This is a genomic window from Massilia sp. Root335, from assembly GCF_001425685.1.
Classification (GTDB): Bacteria; Pseudomonadota; Gammaproteobacteria; order Burkholderiales; family Burkholderiaceae_D; genus Telluria; species Telluria luteola.
On the sequence record NZ_LMCY01000033.1, the window covers coordinates 230,478 to 250,144 of the forward strand.

Annotated in this window: 17 protein-coding genes; 14 read left to right on the forward strand and 3 right to left on the reverse strand. The window is 69.6% G+C overall.

Going from position 1 to position 19,667, the window contains the following annotated elements:
• The 3 genes from ASC93_RS32275 to ASC93_RS18995 all read left to right on the forward strand — a co-directional run.
• Positions 1-734: acyl-CoA dehydrogenase family protein (locus tag ASC93_RS32275; RefSeq protein WP_267874959.1), on the forward strand; the 734-nt coding region annotated here is incomplete at its 5' end.
• Positions 731-1,201 carry a MaoC family dehydratase gene (locus ASC93_RS18990; protein ID WP_056445786.1) on the forward strand — a complete coding sequence of 157 codons (471 nt, stop codon included), beginning with the start codon at positions 731-733 and terminating at the stop codon, positions 1,199-1,201. The genes ASC93_RS32275 and ASC93_RS18990, both read left to right, overlap by 4 nt.
• The gene (locus ASC93_RS18995) at positions 1,194-1,661 is read left to right on the forward strand and encodes a MaoC family dehydratase (RefSeq protein ID WP_056445790.1); all 468 of its coding nucleotides are present in this window, start codon (positions 1,194-1,196) and stop codon (positions 1,659-1,661) included. The genes ASC93_RS18990 and ASC93_RS18995 overlap by 8 nt, the downstream gene beginning before the upstream one ends.
• Before the next feature lie 123 nt (positions 1,662-1,784).
• On the opposite strand, the gene ASC93_RS19000 is transcribed toward ASC93_RS18995, so the two are convergent.
• The gene (locus tag ASC93_RS19000; RefSeq protein WP_056445793.1) at positions 1,785-2,717 is read right to left on the reverse strand and encodes a diguanylate cyclase; all 933 of its coding nucleotides are present in this window, start codon (positions 2,715-2,717) and stop codon (positions 1,785-1,787) included.
• Positions 2,714-7,216 carry a PAS domain-containing protein gene (locus ASC93_RS19005; protein ID WP_229412795.1) on the reverse strand — a complete coding sequence of 1,501 codons (4,503 nt, stop codon included), beginning with the start codon at positions 7,214-7,216 and terminating at the stop codon, positions 2,714-2,716. The genes ASC93_RS19000 and ASC93_RS19005 overlap by 4 nt, the downstream gene beginning before the upstream one ends.
• A gap of 328 nt (positions 7,217-7,544) precedes the next feature.
• On the opposite strand from ASC93_RS19005, the gene ASC93_RS19010 reads away from it, so the two are divergent.
• The 11 genes from ASC93_RS19010 (at position 7,545) to ASC93_RS19060 (ending at position 18,507) form a co-directional block, all read left to right on the forward strand.
• Complete coding sequence (locus ASC93_RS19010; protein ID WP_056445799.1) at positions 7,545-9,251, forward strand: GspE/PulE family protein; 1,707 nt, start codon at positions 7,545-7,547, stop codon at positions 9,249-9,251.
• A gap of 9 nt (positions 9,252-9,260) precedes the next feature.
• A complete protein-coding gene (locus tag ASC93_RS19015; RefSeq protein ID WP_056445802.1) occupies positions 9,261-10,502 on the forward strand; it encodes a type II secretion system F family protein in 1,242 nt (413 codons plus the stop codon).
• Between the two features lie 13 nt (positions 10,503-10,515).
• Positions 10,516-11,022, forward strand: a complete 507-nt coding sequence (locus ASC93_RS19020; protein ID WP_056445805.1) for a type II secretion system protein — start codon at positions 10,516-10,518, stop codon at positions 11,020-11,022.
• A 46-nt stretch (positions 11,023-11,068) separates the two neighbouring features.
• Positions 11,069-11,605 carry a type II secretion system protein gene (locus ASC93_RS32635; protein ID WP_056445807.1) on the forward strand — a complete coding sequence of 179 codons (537 nt, stop codon included), beginning with the start codon at positions 11,069-11,071 and terminating at the stop codon, positions 11,603-11,605.
• 233 nt (positions 11,606-11,838) lie between these two features.
• Complete coding sequence (gene pilM / locus ASC93_RS19030; RefSeq protein WP_056445811.1) at positions 11,839-12,786, forward strand: pilus assembly protein PilM; 948 nt, start codon at positions 11,839-11,841, stop codon at positions 12,784-12,786.
• A complete protein-coding gene (locus ASC93_RS19035; protein ID WP_056445814.1) occupies positions 12,783-13,451 on the forward strand; it encodes a PilN domain-containing protein in 669 nt (222 codons plus the stop codon). The genes pilM and ASC93_RS19035 overlap by 4 nt, the downstream gene beginning before the upstream one ends.
• Positions 13,448-14,155, forward strand: coding sequence for a hypothetical protein (locus tag ASC93_RS19040; protein ID WP_056445817.1), 708 nt, complete (start codon positions 13,448-13,450; stop codon positions 14,153-14,155). The genes ASC93_RS19035 and ASC93_RS19040 overlap by 4 nt, the downstream gene beginning before the upstream one ends.
• Positions 14,140-14,535, forward strand: a complete 396-nt coding sequence (locus ASC93_RS19045) for a hypothetical protein (protein WP_229412796.1) — start codon at positions 14,140-14,142, stop codon at positions 14,533-14,535. The genes ASC93_RS19040 and ASC93_RS19045 overlap by 16 nt, the downstream gene beginning before the upstream one ends.
• 12 nt (positions 14,536-14,547) lie before the next feature.
• The gene (gene mshL / locus ASC93_RS19050) at positions 14,548-16,344 is read left to right on the forward strand and encodes a pilus (MSHA type) biogenesis protein MshL (protein WP_157202008.1); all 1,797 of its coding nucleotides are present in this window, start codon (positions 14,548-14,550) and stop codon (positions 16,342-16,344) included.
• Entirely contained in the window at positions 16,345-17,238 is an 894-nt protein-coding gene (locus ASC93_RS19055) for an ExeA family protein (protein ID WP_056445820.1), read from the forward strand.
• Between the two features lie 12 nt (positions 17,239-17,250).
• A complete protein-coding gene (locus ASC93_RS19060; RefSeq protein WP_056445823.1) occupies positions 17,251-18,507 on the forward strand; it encodes a M48 family metallopeptidase in 1,257 nt (418 codons plus the stop codon).
• A 1-nt stretch (position 18,508) separates the two neighbouring features.
• Here the strand turns inward: ASC93_RS19060 and ASC93_RS19065 are convergent, their stop codons facing one another.
• The gene (locus ASC93_RS19065) at positions 18,509-19,666 is read right to left on the reverse strand and encodes a pyridoxal phosphate-dependent aminotransferase (RefSeq protein ID WP_056445826.1); all 1,158 of its coding nucleotides are present in this window, start codon (positions 19,664-19,666) and stop codon (positions 18,509-18,511) included.
• Position 19,667 lies beyond the last annotated feature (1 nt).

The window sequence follows — 19,667 nt, forward strand, 5'->3', positions numbered from 1 at the left end:
GCCTCGACGGCGAAAAGAAGGTCGTGCTGCACGGCGCCCAGGCCGGCGTGCTGGTCGTGTCGGCGCGCAGCGCCGGCGGCCAGCGCGACGAGGCGGGCATCACCCTGTTCGCGGTCGCGGCGGATGCGCCGGGCGTCGTCACGCGGGACGTGCGCATGCTGGACGGCCAGCGCGCCGCCGACGTGCTGCTGCGCGACGTGCGCGTGGACGCCGCCGCCGTGATCGGCACGGCGGACGCCGGCTGGGACATCCTGGAAGCGGCGGCCGATTACGGTGCGGCCCTGCTGTGCGCCGAGGCGCTCGGCGCGATGGACGCCCTGTTCGGCGCGACGCTCGACTACCTCAAGACGCGCCAGCAGTTCGGCGTCCCGATCGGCAAGTTCCAGGCGCTGCAGCACCGCATGGCCGACATGTACGTGCACCTGGAGCAGGCCCGTTCGATGGCGCTGCTGGCGGCCGTGCGCGTCGCGGAAGACGCACGCGAGGCCGGCGGCGGCAACGCGGCCGAGCGCCGCCGCGCGGTCTCGGCCGCCAAGTACCGCGTGGGCCAGGCCGCGCGCTTCGTCGGCCAGCAGGCGGTCCAGCTGCACGGCGGCATGGGCGTGACGGACGAGCTGCCCGCTTCGCATTATTTCAAGCGCCTGTCGACGTTCGAACTGACCCTGGGCGATTGCGACCATCACCTGGCCCGCTTCATCGCGCAGCCGGGCTTCATTGACGGGGAGGTCGCATGAAGGCGTATTGGTATTTCGAGGATTTCGAGCCGGGCCAGGACATCGACCTGGGCCTGCGCACCGTCACGGAAGAGGAGATCGTCGCGTTCGCGCGCGACTACGATCCGCAGCCGTTCCACGTCGACCGGGATGCGGCCGCGCACTCGATCTACGGCGGCGTCATCGCCAGCGGCTGGCACACGTGCGGCATGATGATGCGCCTCGTCGTCGACGGCCTGCTCGGCAGATCGTCGAGCATGGGCTCGCCCGGCCTGGATGGCGTGCGCTGGCTCGCGCCCGTGCGCGCGGGCGACACGCTGAACGTGCGCTACCGGACCGTGCAGGTCAAGGCGTCGGCGTCCAAGCCTGACCGCGGCGTCGTCTGGTCGAAGTGGGTCGCCATCAACCAGCATGGCGAGACCGTGTGCACGGTCGAGGGCATGGGCATGTTCGGGCGCCGGCCCGGCGGGGAGGCGCGCGATGGCTAAGGCATTGCACGAAGTGAGCGGGCTGGATGCGCTGAAGGCCCTCGTGGGCACGGAGCTCGGCCGCTCGCGCTGGTTCGAGGTCGGCCAGGAGCGCATCGCCACGTTCGCCGACGCCACCGACGACCACCAGTGGATCCACGTCGACCCGGACCGCAGCGCGCGCGAATCGCCGTTCGGCACGACCGTGGCGCACGGCTTCCTCACGCTGTCGCTGCTGCCGTCGATGCTGGCCGACGTGCTCGTGATGGTCGATGCGAAGCTCGTCGTGAACTATGGGCTGAACAAGGTGCGCTTTCCCGCGCCGGTGCCGGCCGGCAGCCGTGTGCGCGGGGCGATCGTGCTGGCGGCGCTGGACGAAGAAGCGGGGTCCAGCCAGCTCACGCTGGCCGTGACGGTCGAACGCGAGGGCGGCACGAAGCCGGTCTGCGTGGCCGAATTCCTCGTGCGCCGCTACGCCTGAGACCGCGATCTGCGAATCGTCGTCCCCGCGCAGGCGGGGACCCAAGTTGCGCGCGCCGTCGCGACGCGTGCAGGTCGCGCGCGGCCGCCTGCGCGGGAGCGAAGCCGGGTACGGTTCCGGGTATCAACCGATGCATTCCGCGCCGCCGAGGCGGAAGCGGTTGCGGCCCTCGGCCTTGGCCTGGTAGAGCAGGGCGTCCGCGACCTGGATCAGGTCGGCCGGGAGACTGTGCTCGCCCGGCACCATGCACGCGATGCCCATGCTGGCCGTCAGGTACGCAGCCGTCGGCGAGGCCTCGTGCGGGATGCCCAGATGCTCCAGTTCCGCCATGAGCCGGTGCGCCACGCCGGTGGCGCCACGGCTGTCCAGCTGCGGCAGCAGGACCGCGAATTCCTCGCCGCCGTAGCGGGCCACGAGGTCTTGCGTGCGCGCGGCGGCGCGGCGCATCGCCGCCGCGAACTGCATCAGGGTCGCGTCGCCGGCCTGGTGGCCGTAGTGGTCGTTGTACAGCTTGAAATGGTCGATGTCGACCAGGATCAGCGCCACCGGCAGGCCGGCGCGCCCGCAGCGGCGCCATTCGGCGTCGAGGCGTTCGTCGAAGGCGCGGCGGTTGGCCACGCCCGTCAGCGCGTCGGTGAGGATCAGGGCGCGCAAGGCGTCGCGCTGGCGCTTGACGGTGAGCTGGGTGCGCACGCGCGCCCGCACGACGGCCGCGTTCACGGGCTTGCTGATGAAGTCGGCGGCGCCGGCGCCCAGCGCGCGCGTCTCGTCCTCGGGCGACTTCAGCGCGGTCACGAAGATCACGGGGATGTCGCTCGTCTCGGGCGCCGCGAGGAGCTCCTTGCAGACGGCATAACCGTCCATGCCCGGCATCACGGCGTCCAGCAGGATCAGGTCGGGCTGCTGGGTGCGGGCGATGTCGAGCGCGCGCGGACCGTCCAGCGCAAACAGGACTTCGTGCTCGTCCTGCAGGGCGCCGTGCAGGATCTGGATGTTTTCCATCGCATCGTCGACCACCAGGATGCGGCCGTTCAAGGCCATATCGGTCCAGCTCATGCATCCTCCTTCGTGTCCAGTAGCGCGCGCACCAGCTGCGCCGCCTCTTCGAAGCGCAGCGTCGCCACCGCGTCCGCCAGCGGCGCCACGGCGCCGGGCTCCAGCCGGGCGAGGGCGGGACGCAGCGTCTCGAACTGCGCCATCGCTTTCATGTTGTTATTGTGGAGCAAATCGAGCAGCTGCGCCAACTCGCGCCGCAAGGTAGCGCTATCTTCCGCCTGTGCCGGTGCCGCGTCCGCCGGTTGCGGGGCCGGGAGGTCGCGCGCCGCGTCCAGCACGATCCGCAGGGCAGCCTCGAGGCGGGCCAGGCGCAGCGCGAGCGCCGCGGCGTCCTCGCTGCGCAGCGCCCGCTCCAGTTCCAGCGCCTGCCCGGCCACGTCCGTCGCGCCCAGGTTGGCGGCCACGCCGCGCAGGCGGTGCGCGGCCTGGCCCGCGGCGGTGCGGTCGCCCGCGTCGAGCAGGGCCCGGATGTCGGACACGGCGCCGCCCTGCGAACTTTCGAAGCGCTTGAACAGGGCGGCGAAGTTGGCGAAACTGCCGCCGAAGCGGGGCAGCGTCGCCTTCAGGTCGATGCCGGGCAGGTAGGCCGGCGCGGCCGGTCCGGACGCCGGCGCGGTGCCGGCGGCGTCGGCGGCGTCGGGCGCGGGCGCCGCCGGGCGGCCCGTGAGGCGGCTCAGCATGTCCACCAGTTCGTCCACGTCGATCGGCTTGGCGAGGTAGTCGCTCATGCCGGCGGCGCGGGCGCGGCGGCGGTCCTCGTCGAGGGCGTTGGCCGTCATCGCGATCACGGGCAGGCGGTCGAGGCCCATCGCGCGGATCGCGGCCGTCGCTTCGAAACCGTCCATCACGGGCATCTGCAAGTCCATCAGCACGGCGTCGTACTGGGCCGCCGCATTGCCGGCCGAATGTTCGCCCAGCATGCTGACGGCGATGCGGCCGTTCGCCGCGAAATCGACGCTGGCGCCGGCGTGCACGAGCACGTAGTTCGCCACTTCCTGGTTGAGCAGATTGTCTTCGACGACGAGCACGCGCATGCCGGCGAGGCGCCCGCCGAGCGGCGCCGTGCGGTGCGGGGCCGGCGCCGGGGCGCCGCTGTGCAGTTCCGCCAGCACGTCGGCCAGCGCGCCCGGCGTGAACGGTTTCGCGAGCACGGCGTCGATGCGCAGGTCGGCCGCCACCGCATCGACGCGTTCGCGCTCCGGATCGGCGGCCAGCAGCGCGCAGCGGGGCAGGGCGATGGCCCGGTCGGCGCGCGCGAAGGCGATCACGGAGGCGCCGTCCAGGTCGCCCAGCACGCTGTCGATGAACGCGACGTCGAACGGTCCTTCGGCACGCAGCAGCGCGAGCGTGTCGGCGCCGCTGGCGGCCGTCGCGACGTGCCACCCGCGCGCCGCGAGCAGCCCGGCCAGCGCGGCGCGGCTGCTCGCATTGTCGTCCGCCACCAGCACGCGCAGCGGCGCATTCGCTTGATGGACCGGCGCCGCGGCGTCCGGCGCGGTGCCGAACGAGGCGGCGAAGCGGAACGTGGCGCCCCGGCCCGGCGCGCTGTCCACCCGCAGCTCGCCGCCCATCAGGCGCACGAGGCGCCGGCTGATCGCCAGGCCCAGGCCCGTGCCGCCGTACTTGCGGCTCGTGGAGGTGTCGGCCTGCGAGAACGCCTCGAACATGCGCTGCTGCTGCTCGGGCGCGATGCCGATGCCGCTGTCGCGCACGGTGAAGCCGAGCGCGATCCGGTCGCCGTCGCGGCCCACCGGGTCGATCGCCAGCACGACTTCGCCCCGCTCCGTGAACTTGATCGCGTTGCTGACGAGGTTGAGCAGCACCTGGCCGAGCCGCATCGGGTCGCCCACGAGGCGGGCCGGCACGTCGGGATGGACCGCGAACACGGGCTCGATGCCCTTGTTCCAGGCGCCCGTCGCGGACATCGCGGCGATGCTGGACAGGACGTCGTCCAGCGCGAACGGGGTCTGCTCGAGCACCAGCTGGCCCGCTTCCACCTTCGAATAATCGAGCACGTCGTTCAGCATCGACAGCAGCGACTTCGCGGCCATCTGCATGCGCGCCACGTAGCCGCGCTCGCGCCGGCCCAGGTCGGCCTCCTCGAGCAGGCGCGCGAGGGCGATGACGGCGTTCATCGGCGTGCGGATCTCGTGGCTCATGTTGGCGAGGAATTCGCCCTTGGCGCTGCTGGCCGCTTCGGCCGCGTGCAGCGCTTCCTCCAGGCGCGACTGCGTGCGTTTCAGTTCCGTGATGTCGGCATGCAGCATGTAGAAACCCTGCACCTGCCCGTCCGGATCGATGTCGGGGATGTAGCTGCCCCACGCCTGGATCACCTTGCCGGAGCCCTTGCGGTGCAGCCTGCGTTCGAAGAACTGGCGCTCGCCGCGCAGGACGCCGTCGAGGTAGGTCTGCACTTCCGCGATCTGTTCCTCGTCGACGAGCTCGCGCATGTGGCGGCCGACGATGTCGGAGGAGGAACGCTCGAGCCAGTCGCAATAGGGCTTGTTCGCGAAGCGGCAGCGCATGTCCGCGTCCCAGTAGCCGACGAGCGCGGGCAGGTGGTCCGTCACGGTGCGGATCATGCGTTCGCTCTCTTCCAGCCGGCGGCTGGCGGCGCGCAGCGCGGCGGCCGTCTCCACGCGGGCGCTGATGTCGCGGATGGTGCCCTGCACGATGCCGCGGCCGCCGATGTCGACGCTGTTGAGCAGCACGTCGGCGTGGAACTGCGAGCCGTCGCGGCGCCGGTAGATCCATTCGAAGCGGCTGCCGCCCGTGTCGAGTGCGCGCCGCATCGCCTCGTTCCACATGTCGTCCGAGCGGCGCCCGTTCGGCTGCAGTTCGGGCGAGCTGCTGGCCGGCGCCATCGCGAGGAATTCGTCCGCGCCGGCGCAGCCGAACAGGTCGATCGCGGCCTGGTTGGCGCTGAGGAAGCCGGCCCCGTAGGCGATCAGCACGTGGGCGTCGCCCGACCCTTCGAACAGGGTGCGGAACAGCTCCTCGTTGTCGCGGTTGCGCTGTTCCTCGCGCTTGCGCTCCGTGATGTCGAGCACGACGGCGTTGATGCCGACCAGCTCGCGCTCCGGGCCGTACACGGGGTAGTAGCTGCAGATCCAGTGGCGCAACACGCCCGGTTGCGCGGGGGTGTCGCCGCTGTCCTCGACCTCGATCAGCGGCCGCCCCGACGCGAGCACCTGGCGGTACGGCTTCTCGATGTGGACGCCCCGTTCACCCAGCAGTTCGGGGAATGTGCGGCCGACGTGGGCGCTGGCCGGCAGCGCGTTCACGGCCGCCAGGTAGTCGTTGATCATGACGACCTTGAGGCTGCGGTCGACGAAGGCCAGGCCGACGGGCGCCGTGGCATACACGGTGGCCAGCATGGCGGAGGAGCGCTGCAGCTCGTTGGTGCGCTCGGCCACGAGCGATTCGAGGCCGGCGCGGTACTGCTGCAGTTCGCCCTCGACCTTGCCCAGCGCGCGCGCGACGGTCGCCGCTTCGCGGATCGCCAGCGGCGGGATGACGAGCGCCTCGCCGCGCCCGAGCGCCGCCGCCGGCTCGGTCAGGGCCCGCACCGAGCGCGCGATCGAGTCGCCGATGCGCCAGGCGGCGCCGAGGCTGATGGCCAGCATGACGGCGATCCACGCGAGCGTGGTGGCGGGATCGGGGCCGAGGATCTCGCGCGCCGCGTGGCGCGGGAAGCCGATCGCCACGGCCCAGTCGTGCCCGAGCGTGCGCGCATAGGCCGCGTACATCGGCTGCGGCCCGTGGTCGAGCAGCTCGACGAGGCCGAGCGGCCGGTTGGCCAGCGCCCGCGCCAGTTCCGGACGCATGGTGTCGCTGATCGCGTGCAGCGTGTGCCCGCGGAACGCGACGAGCTTGCGGTGGTTGTCGAACACGAGGGCGGTCCAGTGCGGCGGCAGGTTCTGGTTCGCCAGCAGTTCCTGCAGGCGGCGCGGGCGCAGCTCGACGGTCAGCGCATACGCGACCTTGCCGCCGCGCCAGACCGGCACCGCGACCGAAATCACCCATGGCTGCGTGGCGTCGCCGCGGTGCAGGCCCGACGTGACCGTGTCGCCCGTATTGAACACGGTGCGCACGTCCGCTTCGTTGCCGCGCGGGGGCAGGACGCTGCCGAGCGTGTGGCGCGTGTCCAGCAGCACGGTGCCGTCCGGCGCGCTGACGGCGACGGCGTAGGCGGGGAATTCGGGCCGCAGCAGCCGGCGCGCGGCCGTGTGGAAGGCGGCCAGGTCGCCGTTCGCCAGGTTGGCCTGGTTGGCCAGGGTGCGCGCCGCGGTTTCGCCGTTGGCGAGGTCGCGGTCGACGGCCGCCGCCAGCGCGCGCGCGATCATTTCGGCATCCTCGGCGATGTGGGCCCGTTCGCGCTTGTCGGCGTCGGTGGCGAATACGAGGTAGCCGATCAGGATCGGCAGGGCGCACGCCAGCACGAGCGTCACCAGCTTGGCGCGAATGGAAGGTAGCGAACGACGTTGTAACAACTGCACTGCAAGCTCCGCGAAGGGTGCGCAGCCGACGCGGCGCCATAAGACATGGTAGCCCAGCAGGCGCGAGCGGCAAACCCCCTTGATGCCGACAACACGATTCCTGTCCCGCAACCCGTAAATTCGGGGTCAGAGCCCGATTCGTGGCAATTGATCGAAACAGGGCTCTGACCCCGAATTTTGACAACACTGTTTCTTGCCTGGCATGCCGGATAGGCATGGAGTCGCGCCGACGATACGTTTTGCGTTACGTAAAGTCATTCTCTAGGTTAATTTTTCGTTCCTGTGACATACAATGCAGGACTAGTCCTACATTGATCGAAGAGGTGGTATGGCGCGGCCCGAAAAAGTCCGACTTGGCGAAATCCTGGTGCAACAAAAGCTGCTGTCGGAAGACCAGCTGAACCAGGCCCTGGCCGACCAGAAGCGCAGCGGCCGCAAGCTGGGCCGCGTGTTCGTCGAGAGCGGCTTCGTCACGGAAGAGCAGATTTCCGGCGCGCTCGCGCGCCAGCTCGGCATCCCCTACCTCAACCTCAAGTTCTACAACATCAACCAGGACGTCGTGCGCCTGCTGCCGGAAACGCAGGCGCGCCGCTTCCGGGCGCTGGTGCTGGAAGACCGCGCCGACACGGTGCTCGTCGGCGTCTCCGACCCGACCGACCTGTTTGCCTACGACGAGATCGCGCGCCTGCTGAAGAAGGGCGTCGAACTGGCCGTCGTCAACGAGACGGAAGTGCTGCAGGCGATCGACCGCATCTACCGCCGCACGGGCGAGATCACGGGCCTCGCGCGCGAGCTGGAACAGGACCTGGGCGACACGACGTCGGTCGACTTCGGCGCGTTGTCCGCCAACTCCGGGCTGGAAGAAGCGCCGGTCGTCAAGCTGCTCCAGTCGGTGTTCGACGACGCCGCCCAGGTGCGCGCATCGGACATCCACATCGAACCGCAGGACGGCCGCCTGCAGATCCGCTTCCGCATCGACGGCGTGCTGCACCTGCAGACCGAGGCCGACATCAAGATCGCGACGCCGCTGGCGCTGCGCCTGAAGCTGATGGCGGACCTCGACATCTCGGAAAAGCGCCTGCCGCAGGACGGCCGCTTCGCCGTCAAGGTGCGCAACCAGCGCATCGACGTCCGTATCTCGACCATGCCCACGCAGTACGGCGAATCCGTCGTCATGCGTCTGTTGAACCAGGTCGGCACCACGTTGCGCCTGGATGCGATCGGCATGCCGGCCGCGCTGGTCGAGCGCTTCCGGGCCATCGTCCAGCGCCCGAACGGGCTCGTGCTCGTAACCGGGCCGACGGGTTCCGGCAAGACGACCACGCTGTACAGCGCGCTCGCCGAGCTGAACTCGGTGGAGAAGAAGCTGATCACGGTCGAGGACCCGATCGAATACCGGCTGTCCGGCATCAACCAGGTGCAGGTCAACGACAAGATCGAGCTGAATTTCGCGCGCGTGCTGCGCTCGGCGCTGCGCCAGGACCCGGACATCGTGCTGGTCGGCGAGATGCGCGACCAGGAGACGGCGCAGATCGGCCTGCGCGCCGCCATGACGGGCCACCTGGTGTTGTCGACCTTGCACACGAACGACGCCGCATCGACGCCGCTGCGCCTGATGGACATGGGCGTCCCGCGCTACATGGTGAGCGGGTCGCTGCAGGCCGTGCTGGCGCAGCGTCTCGTGCGCGTGATCTGCGAAAGCTGCTCGGAGCCGTACCCGCTGCCGGCGCCGGAGCGCGCCTGGCTGCGCGCCGAACTGGGCGACCGCGCCGAGACGGTGCCGTTCTTCCACGGGCGCGGCTGCTCGCACTGCAACGGCACGGGCTACCGCGGACGGACGGGCGTGTACGAACTGCTGGAGATGACGCGCGCCGTCAACGAGGCCGCGAACCATCCGGACCCCGGGCACTTCCTGAAAGTGGCGCATGCCGAGATGCGCGGCGAGACGCTGCGCCGCAGCGGCGTGCGCCTCGCGATCCAGGGCCGCACGACGGTCGCGGAAGCCATGCGCATTAGTAACCAGATGGACGACTGATAAGCACCCATGCCGTTCTTTGCCTATAAAGGCCGCAACGCGCGCGGCGAATTGATGCAGGGGGTGCTGGAAGGCGCCGACAGCGCCGCCGTGGCCGACCAGCTGTCCGGCACCGGCGTCACCCCGCTGGACATCACCCCGACCACCCGCAAGGCCACGTCGGGCGGCGGCGACGCCGGCGAAGGCCTGTGGCAGCGGCTGACGCGCCAGAAGGTCACCTCGATCGACGTGCAGCTGTTCAGCCGCCAGATCTACACGCTGCTGAAGTCCGGCGTGCCGATCATGCGCGGGCTGGCCGGGCTGCAGGAGTCGGCGACCAACAAAAGCTTCGCGCGCGTGATCCAGGACCTGCGCGAATCGCTGGACGCGGGCCGCGAACTGTCGACGGCGATGCGCCGCCACACCGAATGCTTCACCCCGTTCTACCTGTCGATGGTGCGCGTGGGCGAGATGACGGGCCGCCTGGAAGACGTGTTCCTGCGCCTGTTCGACCACCTCGAATTCGACCGCGACATGCGCGACCGGGTGAAGACCGCGCTGCGCTACCCCACGTTCGTCATCGTCGCGATGATCGCGGCGATGGTCGTCGTGAACGTGTTCGTGATCCCGCAGTTCGAGAAGGTCTTCCAGAGCTTCCACGCCGAACTGCCGCTGATGACGCGCATCCTGATCGCGACGTCGCGCTTCACGGTCGACTACTGGCCCGTGATGGCCGGCGCGGCGGTGGCCGCGTTCATGGGCTTCCGCGCCTGGACGCGCACGGCGGCGGGCCGCCTCACGTGGGACCGCTACAAGCTGCGCTTTCCCATCGCCGGCAAGATCATCCACAAGGCCACGATGGCCCGCTTCGCGCGCAGCTTCGCGCTGTCGATCCGCAGCGGCGTGCCGATCGTGCAAGCCCTCACGGTCGTCGCGCAGACGGCCGACAATGCCTATCTGACGCTGCGCCTCGACCAGATGCGCGACGGCGTCGAGCGCGGCGAAAGCATCCTGCGCACGGCGACCAATGCCCACGTGTTCACGCCGATCGTCCTGCAGATGATCGCCGTGGGCGAGGAATCCGGGTCGCTCGACGACCTGATGGACGAGATCGCGCAGATGTACGAGCGCGAAGTCGATTACGAACTCAAGACGCTGTCCAGCCAGATCGAGCCGATCCTGATCACCTTCCTCGGTGCGATGGTGCTCGTGCTGGCGCTGGGCATCTTCCTGCCGATCTGGGACCTGGGCAAGGCAGCCCTGCATCACTGACATGAGGACCACCATGGCAAGCACCGGACATACGCGCCCGCGCGGCTTCTCGCTGCTGGAATTCGCGCTCGTCGTCGCCGTCACCGCCGCGCTGTGCGCCGTGCTGCTGCACCGCCTGGACGGCTACCGCCGCGCGGCCGAAGATGCGGCAACGCGCCAGACCGTCGCAGCGCTGCGCACGGCGCTGCAGGTCGAGGCGGCGCGCGCGCTGGCGCAGGGCCGCACGGAGGCGCTGGCGGCGCTCGCGCAGGAGAATCCCATCCGCCTGCTGGCGCGGCCCCCGGCGAATTACCTCGGTGAATTCGCACTATCCGCACAGGGTCGCGTGGCACGCAACGGGTGGGTGTTCGATCCGCGCGACAAAACCCTTGTCTATGTCACCTCGGAACGAGAAAGATTTGCCTCGGGTAAATCGGAATTGCCCGCGTTCAAGGTAGAATTAACGCGAAATGTCACAGTCGCGGGGAAGCCCGCGATGAGCCTTGCGCTGAACGAAGTCGATACGCAAGGCAGTCGTTAAACCACAACCCACGCGGCGTGGACGCCGCATCATCATCGGAGAGAGCATGAAAGCAAGTATCAAGAACAATGCGCAGGGCGGCTTCACCTTGATCGAATTGATCGTCGTGATCGTGATCCTGGGCATTCTGGCGGCGACGGCATTGCCGAAGTTTGCCAGCCTGGGCGGCGATGCACGCCTTGCCAGCCTGCAGGCGGCGAAAGGCTCCCTGGCCGCGACGGCTGCGATGGCCCATGGCAAATATCTGGTCAATACCGGCACGGCGCTGACGACGCTGGCGGTGGAAAGCGCGACGATCACCTACCAGACGGCCTTCGCTTCCGGCTACCCGAGGGCGGACACCGGCCTGGGCGACGCCGCCGGCCTGTCGAGTGACTACAAGGTCTATCCCCCGAGCCATCCGAACGACGCGAACTCGGTGTCGACGGCCGCCGACGAGATCATGATCGTCCCGAAGAGCGCCGCCAGCTCGCCGACGGGCCTCAAGTGCTACGTCAAGTACAAGGAGCCGACCTCGGCAACGTCCGGCCCGACGATCACGCTGGGCTCGACGGGCACGCTGACGGCGGCCGACTGCGAATAATCGCCGCCTGGCATGGCCTTGAGAAACGGCGCTTCGGCGCCGTTTCTCATTGGGGCGCCGGGTAGCGCCTCCAATGAATGCAGCGTATTGACCACACCCATTAGTAGTTCCACACGGAAAACCGAAAATATTCTCTCAGAGTAAAATTTTGGTATCGGATTTTCCTCCCGCTTGAATATAATCAAGCCTCTAGCTCTTCTATCTCGACTCAGTCACGGATACCATCGCCACGCATGGGTTTTTTCAGTAAAGCACAGAACAATGCAGCCTGGCTGGCCATGGTGCCGCAGCGCGACGGGATCGCGGCGGCCAGCGTGCGCCGTGGCGGTACGGAAGGCGCGAAGCCGGCCGTGACGCATGCCGTCTTCTTCCCGGGCACGCCGTCCGCCGATGCACTCGACAAGGCCGCCAGGGAGATGCACAGCGCGAACCACCGCTGCACGACGGTGCTGGCGGGCGGCGACTACCAGTTCATGTCGGTCGAATCGCCGAACGTCCCGCGCGAGGAACTGAAAAGCGCGATGCGCTGGCGCCTCAAGGACATCCTCGACTTCCCCATCGACGAGGCCACGTTCGACGTCCTCGACATCCCGCTCGACCCGAACGCGGTCGTGCGTCCGCAGCAAAGCGTATTCGCCATCGCCGCGCGCAACGGCGTGATCGCCGCGCGCCAGAAGCTGTTCAACGCGGCCAAGGTCAAGCTGCGCGTGATCGACATCCCCGAGATGGCCCAGCGTAACGTGTCGGCCCTGCTGGAGCCGGAAGGCCGCGGCGTCGCCATGCTGTCGTTCGGCGAGGACGGCGGCCTCCTGACCGTGTCGTGGCGCGGCGAGCTGTATCTGTCGCGCCGCATCGACGTGACGGTGGCCCAGGTCCTCGACGACGACCACGACCGCAAGCACCAGAGCTTCGACAAGATCACGCTGGAGCTGCAGCGGTCCCTCGACAACTTCGAGCGCCAGTTCGCGTTCATCAGCGTGGCCAAGCTCGTGCTGGCGCCGACCGGCGCCACGGGCCTGGAAGAATACCTGTCGAGCAACCTGTACACCCGCGTCGAGACGCTGGACCTGGCCACGCTGCTCGACCTCGAGCGCGTCCCCGACCTCGCGGACCCGGCACGCCAGCAGCGCTTCTTCGTGCCCATCGGCGCCGCGCTGCGCCAGGAGGAGGGCGCCGCATGAGCCAGCAGATCAACCTCTTCAATCCTGCTTTCCAGCCGCAGAAGAAGATCTTCTCCGTCAACGCGATGGCCGCCGCGCTGGGCGTGCTCGTGCTGGGCCTCGTCGGGACCGGCGTCTACGCCAAGGTGCGTGTGATGGGCCTGCAGGCCGAAGTCGCGCGCGGCGAGGACCGCGTGCAGCAGGCGCAGAAGCGCCTGGAAGCCGCCGCCGCCGAATTCGCGCCGCGCACGAAGGACGGCCGGCTCGAAGCCGAGCTGGCCGACGCGCAGGCCGAGCACGACGCGCTGCGCCGCGTGGCCGACGTGATCGCGCACGGGGACCTGGGCAATACCCAGGGCTATGCCGAATACTTCCGCGCGCTGGCGCGCCAGAGCGTCGACGGCCTGTGGCTGACGGGCGTCTCCATCGCCGGCGCCGGCGTGGACATCGGCGTGCGCGGCCGCGCCCTCGATCCCGCCCTCGTGCCGGGCTACCTGGCGCGCCTGCGCAACGAACGCGTGCTGCAGGGCATGCCGGTCGGCAGCATGCAGATCGGCCAGGGGAGCGCCGTCAAGGTGCGCGGCGCCGACGGCAAGGAGACCGATGCGCCCGCGCCGTACGTCGAATTCAGCCTGCAGTCGGCCGCCGCGTCGTCCGGCGGCGCGAGCGCCGGAGGCCAGCAATGAAGCGCCGCTGGCACCAGTTCACGGCGCGCGTGGAAGCGCTGCAGCCGCGCGAACGCATCATGGCGTTCGGCGCCGCGGTCGTCGTGCTCGTGTTCCTCTCGAATACCTTCGTGTTCGCGCCCTTGTCGCACAAGGAAGCGACGCTGCGCTCGACGTTGCAGCAACAGGGCATCACGGTCGACGGCATCGCCGCCGACATCGCATCGAAGGCGCGCGCGTACGGCAACGATCCGAACGTCGCGCTGCGCAAGCGCCTCGGCGAACTGCGTGCCGAGACGGCGCGCACGAGCGACGAGCTGCGCACGATGCAGAAAGGCCTCGTGCCGCCGGAGCGCATCGCGCCGCTGCTGGAATCGATCCTGCGCGCGAACGGCCGCCTGAAGCTCGTGTCGCTCAAGACGCTGCCCGTGACGACGCTGAACGACGGCACCGCGCCGCCCGCCGCGCCGACGGCCGGCGCACCGGCCGCGCCGGCCGCCACGCCGCCCGTCGTGAAGTCGCCCGACCTGCTGTACCGCCACGGCGTCGAGCTGACGGTGCGCGGCAGCTATCTCGACATGGTCGACTACATGCATGCGCTCGAGACGCTGCCCACCCAGCTGTTCTGGGGCAAGGCGCAGCTGGACGCGGAAGACTATCCGAACGTGCGCCTCACATTGACGCTGTACACCCTGAGCCTGGACCCCAAATGGATGAAGCTGTGATCACGACGACCAAGCGCGCCCTCGGCGCGGCGTTCTGCGCCTTGCTGTGCACGATGTCATGCGCCGCCGGCGCGTTCGCGCAAGGCCTGCAGGATCCGACCAGGCCGCCCGCTGCCGCGACGCCGGCGATGGGCGGTCCCGCGGCCGCCGGCAGCGGTCCGCAGCTGCAGTCGATCCTGATCGGGCGCGCGGCGGGCGGGCGCCACCTGGCCGTGATCGACGGCGAGACGGTGCGGCCGGGCGACAGCTTCCACGGCGCGAAGGTCGCGCGCATCGACGCGAACGAAGTCGAACTGGTGCGCGGCGGCGAGCGCCACGTGCTGCGCCTGTACGCGCAGGCCGCGGACGGCAAGACCCCTGTCCGTACCGCGCGGCGCTGATAAAGGATGAGGATGAACGACAAGCGTATCCCGATGCGTACCCTGGCTGCGCTCACCGCCGCCGTGCTGGCGTTGTCCGGCTGCCAGACGACGCCGAGCACGACGACCTACGACGCCATCAAGGGCGAAGTGCGCGGCGCCGCGAGCGCGCGTCCGGCGGGCGCGCCGGCCGTCGACGCGGCCGTCGCCGACGCGCTGCTGCCGCCGGCCGCCGCGCTGGCCACCCAGTTGCCGAAGGCGCGGCCAGCGCTGGAAGAGCGCTTCAACGTCTCCTTCAACAACGTGCCCGCGCAGCAGTTCTTCCGCTCGATCGTCGCCGGCACGCGCTACAACATCCTCGTGCATCCCGACGTCGCCGGCACCATCACGGCGAACCTCAAGGACGTCACCCTGCCGGAGACGCTCGACGCGATCCGCGAGATGTACGGCTACGATTACAAGATCGAGGGCACGCGCATCTCGATCAAGCCGCTGACGATGCAGACCAAGATGTTCCACGTGAACTACCTGGTCGGCAAGCGCGCGGGCATGTCGAACACGCGCGTGTCGTCGACGTCGGTGGCGAACGCGGTCAACAACCAGAACGGCAACGGCAACAACAACCAGGGCCAGAACAACAACGGCAACAACCAGAACAACAACGGCAACAATCCGAACGGCCAGGGCAACTCGCAGATGGACAGCACGGACGTCGCGACCACCTCCGCCAACGATTTCTGGGGCGACCTGAAACTGTCCATCGAAGCCATCGTGGGCTCGAAGGAGGGCGGCCGCAGCGTCGTCGTGAGCCCGCAGTCGGGCGTGCTCGTGATCCGCGCCATGCCGGACGAATTGCGCAACGTGGACGCCTACCTGAAGGCCACGCAGCTCGCCGTCGACCGCCAGGTGATCCTGGAAGCGAAGATCCTCGAGGTGGAGCTGAACGACAGTTACCAGAGCGGCGTCAACTGGGCCTCGTTCGCGTCGATCAGGAGCGGTCACGACAACCGCGTCTCGGGCGGCATCATCGCGCCGGGCGCCGCGCTCACGCCGCTGCCGTTCGGCGGCGGCCAGCCGGGCACGATCACGGATCCGAGCACGGGCCTGTCGGCCAGCAGCGGCTTCTCGCTGTCGAATGCGGCGGGGACGGCCGGCTCGATGTTCGGCCTCGCCGTGCAGACGGCGAACTTCGCCGCGCTGATCTCGTTCCTCGAAACGCAGGGCACCGTGCACGTGCTGTCCAGCCCCCGCGTGGCCGCGGTCAACAACCAGAAGGCCGTGCTCAAGATCGGCACGGACGAGTTCTACGTCACCGGCGTGCAGACGACGACGAATTCCACGACGACCGGCAACACCGTGTCCCCGAGCGTGACGCTGCAGCCGTTCTTCTCCGGCGTCGTGCTCGACGTCACGCCGCAGATCGACGACAAGGGCAACATCCTGCTGCACGTGCACCCGTCCGTGAGCCAGGTCTCGACGATCAACAAATCGGTCAATCTGGGCACGGCCGGCAGCCTGAACCTGCCGCTGGCCGCGTCGGCCACGTCGGAGCTGGACAGCATCGTGCGCGGCCAGAACGGCCAGGTCGTGGCCATCGGCGGCTTGATGCGCCAGTCGTCCACGGCGGACGATTCGCAGGTGCCGGGCACCAGCAGCGTGCCCGTGCTGTCCTCGCTGTTCGGCGCCAAGAAGCGCGTGAACCAGAAGCGCGAGCTGGTCGTGCTGATCAAGCCGACGATCGTCGAAGGCGTCAACAACTGGAACGACGACCTGCTCGATACCAACCGCCGCATCGAGCAGCTCGACCCGCGCGCCCGGGGGAACCGCTGAATGTACACGGCGCACTTCGGCCTGCGCGAGCTGCCGTTCGGGATCACCCCCGACACCAGCTTCTTCTTCGGCAGCCCGCATTCGCAGGAAGCCCTGAATACGCTGCTCGTGGCGGCGCGCACCGGCGAAGGCTTCATCAAGATCACGGGGGAGGTCGGCACCGGCAAGACCCTGTTGTGCCGCAAGTTCATGGCGACGCTGGGGCCCGAGTTCGTCACCGCCTACATCCCGAACCCGTACCTGGAACCGCGCACGCTGATGCTCGCACTCGCGGACGAGCTGGAAGTCGGCTACGACAAGGACGCCGACCAGCACGCGGTGCTGAAGGCGATCACGCACCGGCTGCTGGACCTCGCGGCCGCGGACAAGCGCGTGCTGCTGTGCCTCGACGAGGCGCAGGCGATGCCCGTCGAGACGCTGGAGGCGCTGCGCCTGCTGACGAATCTGGAGACGGAAAAGCGCAAGCTGCTGCAGATCGTCCTGTTCGGCCAGCCGGAACTGAACCGCAAGCTGGAGCTGCAGTCGATCCGCCAGCTGGCGCAGCGCATCACGTTCCACTACCACCTCGGCCCCTTGTCGCGCGACGACCTCGATTACTATGTGGCGCATCGCCTGCGCGTGGCGGGGTATGATGGCGCGCGCCTGTTTTCGCGCGCCGCGGTGGCGCGCCTGTACGCGGCCAGCGGCGGCGTGCCGCGCCTCGTCAACATCCTCGCCCACAAGGCCATGATGCTGTGCTATGGCCAGGGGCGCCAGCAGGTCGCGCGCGCGCACGTGAGCGCGGCCGCGCGCGACACGCTCGCGACGAGCCGGCGCCGCCTGTGGCCGAGGGCCGCGCTGCTGGCCGTGCTGGCCGGCGCCGCGGCGGGCCTGGCGTGGGCACTGAGCCATTGACGGGGAGCCGGAATGAGCCTGATTAACAAGATGCTGCAGGACCTCGACGCGCGCGGCACGCCCCAGGACGGCGAACTGCCGGGCCAGGTGAAGCCTGTCGCGCGTGAACCGTACCGGCCGGACTGGCGCGCGATCGCGGGCGGGGTCGGCGGCGCCCTCGCCGCGAGCGCGCTCGGCTGGCTGGCCTTGACCCAGCTGCATCGCATCCCGCGTCCCGTGACTGCCGTGCCCGCGCCCGTCGCCGCCGTCAAGGTGGCGCCGGTCGTCGCGGGCCCCGTGCGGGCGCCGCAGGTGGTCACCGGGCCGGTCCAGGCGCCGGCAGCCGCGCCGGTGGAAGCGCCGCGCGCCGCGCCGGCAACGCCGCAGGCGGCCGAACGGGCAGAGGAAACGCCGGCCACGACGTCCATGACACGGGCCGAACGCCGCGCCGAGCGCAAGCGTCTCGCGGCGGCGCGCAAGGAAGAGAAAGCGGCGGCGCGCACGGTCGAGAAGACGCCCACCGTGCGCCCTCAGGACGTCGCGCCGATGGAGCCGGACGGCGCGGAAGCGCGCGCGGCCCGCCGCGCGTTGGCGCAGGCGCTGGCCGCGCGCGGAAAATCGGTGAAGAAGACGTCCGCCGCGCTGCTGGCCGCGGCGCGCGCGGCCGCGCGGGACGACGCCGGCGCCACGGGCAAGCACGGCGCGCAGGGCCGCCAGGAAACGGGCGCCCAGCGCGCGGAAGGCGACTACCGGCGCGCGCTGGCGAGCCTGCAGGAAGGCCGCATGACCGAGACGGTGGCCGCGCTCGAACAGGCGCTCAAGTACGAACCCACGCACGAGGCGGCGCGCCAGACGCTGGTCGGCCTCCTGATCGAAGCGAACCGCACCGACGAGGCGATGCGCCAGCTGCAGCTGGGCCTCACGCTGGACGCGCGCCAGCCGGCCATGGCGATGCTGCTGGCGCGCCTGCAGATCGAACGGGGCGGCAACGGGATCGATACCTTGATGCGCACATTGCCGTATGCCGGCAACGATCCCGACTACCACGCCTTCGTGGCGGCCGCGCTGGCGCGCCAGCAGCGCCACCGCGAAGCGGCCGAGCAGTATCAGCAGGCAGTGCGGGCCATGCCGTCGAACGGCGTGTGGTGGATGGGCCTCGGCATGTCGCTGCAGGCCGAGAAGCGCAACGGCGAGGCGCTCGACGCGTACCAGAAGGCGCGCGCGAGCGGCGCACTGTCGGAGGAATTGCTGGGGTTCGTCGAGCGGCGCATCCAGCAGCTCGGGCGCTGACTCACACCCTGGCGAGGCGCTCCAGCGCCAGCGCCAGCGTCTCGTCCTTCTTCGCGAAGCAGAAGCGCACGATCCTCGACTCCGTGGGCTGGCTGTAGAACGCCGCCACGGGAATCGCCGCCACCTTGATCTCGCGCGTGAGCCACTGCGCGAATTCCGACTCGCCCAGGTCCGATATCCCGTCGTAGCGCACGCACTGGAAATACGTGCCGTCCGCCGGCAGCAAGGTGAAGCGGGACTGCGCCAGCCCCGTGCGGAACAGGTCGCGCTTGCGCTGGTAGAACGCCGGCAGGTCGCGCCACGGCGCCGGGTCGCGCATGAAGCCGGCCAGGCCGGCCTGCATCGGCGTGTTCACGCTGAAGACGTTGTACTGGTGGACCTTGCGGAATTCCGCCATCAACGGCGCCGGCGCGGCCACATAGCCCACCTTCCAGCCCGTCACGTGATACGTCTTGCCGAAACTGGAGACGACGAACGCGCGCTCGGCCAGCACCGGGTGGCGGCTCACGGAGGCGTGCGGCTGGCCGTCGTAGACCATGTGCTCGTACACCTCGTCCGACAGGATCAGGATGCCGGTTCCGGCCACGATGTCCCCCAGCGCATCGAGATCGGCCTGGCGCAGGATGGTCCCGGTCGGATTGTGCGGGGTGTTCACGACGATCATGCGGGTCCGCGCCGTGACGGCCGCCGCGACGTCGTCCCACGGCACGCTGTAGCCGTCCGCGCCGACGCGCATGGCGACCGGCACCGCCACGCCGCCGGCCAGCGCGATCGACGGCTGGTAGCTGTCGTAGCACGGCTCGATGACGATCGCTTCGTCGCCCGGATGCACGGCGCACAGGATCGCGGTGATGATGCCTTGCGTGGCGCCGGCCGTGACCGTGATCTCGGCGTCGGGGTCGTACGCGTGGCCGTACAGCGCGGCGAGCTTGGCGGCGATGGCCTCGCGCAGCACGGGCAGGCCGGTCATCGGTGCGTACTGGTTGTGGCCCGCGCGCATGGCGGCGTCCACGGCGTCCGGCAGGCGCGGGTCGCACTGGAAATCGGGGAAGCCCTGGCCCAGGTTGACGGCGTCGTATTCGTTGGCCAGGGCGGACATGAGGGTGAACACGGTGGTGCCGACGGCCGGCAGGCGCGATCGCAGGACGGGTGTGGTCATG

Coding starts and splice junctions, on each gene's coding strand:
- ASC93_RS19040 (WP_056445817.1), top strand. CDS start 13,448: ATGAAGCGCCGCTGGCACCAGTTCACGGCGCGCGTGGAAGCGCTGCAG.
- ASC93_RS19000 (WP_056445793.1), bottom strand. CDS start 2,717: ATGAGCTGGACCGATATGGCCTTGAACGGCCGCATCCTGGTGGTCGAC.
- ASC93_RS19060 (WP_056445823.1), top strand. CDS start 17,251: ATGAGCCTGATTAACAAGATGCTGCAGGACCTCGACGCGCGCGGCACG.
- mshL (WP_157202008.1), top strand. CDS start 14,548: ATGAACGACAAGCGTATCCCGATGCGTACCCTGGCTGCGCTCACCGCC.
- ASC93_RS19010 (WP_056445799.1), top strand. CDS start 7,545: ATGGCGCGGCCCGAAAAAGTCCGACTTGGCGAAATCCTGGTGCAACAA.
- ASC93_RS19045 (WP_229412796.1), top strand. CDS start 14,140: ATGGATGAAGCTGTGATCACGACGACCAAGCGCGCCCTCGGCGCGGCG.
- ASC93_RS18990 (WP_056445786.1), top strand. CDS start 731: ATGAAGGCGTATTGGTATTTCGAGGATTTCGAGCCGGGCCAGGACATC.
- ASC93_RS32635 (WP_056445807.1), top strand. CDS start 11,069: ATGAAAGCAAGTATCAAGAACAATGCGCAGGGCGGCTTCACCTTGATC.
- pilM (WP_056445811.1), top strand. CDS start 11,839: ATGGGTTTTTTCAGTAAAGCACAGAACAATGCAGCCTGGCTGGCCATG.
- ASC93_RS19055 (WP_056445820.1), top strand. CDS start 16,345: ATGTACACGGCGCACTTCGGCCTGCGCGAGCTGCCGTTCGGGATCACC.
- ASC93_RS19015 (WP_056445802.1), top strand. CDS start 9,261: ATGCCGTTCTTTGCCTATAAAGGCCGCAACGCGCGCGGCGAATTGATG.
- ASC93_RS19035 (WP_056445814.1), top strand. CDS start 12,783: ATGAGCCAGCAGATCAACCTCTTCAATCCTGCTTTCCAGCCGCAGAAG.
- ASC93_RS18995 (WP_056445790.1), top strand. CDS start 1,194: ATGGCTAAGGCATTGCACGAAGTGAGCGGGCTGGATGCGCTGAAGGCC.
- ASC93_RS19020 (WP_056445805.1), top strand. CDS start 10,516: ATGGCAAGCACCGGACATACGCGCCCGCGCGGCTTCTCGCTGCTGGAA.
- ASC93_RS19065 (WP_056445826.1), bottom strand. CDS start 19,666: ATGACCACACCCGTCCTGCGATCGCGCCTGCCGGCCGTCGGCACCACC.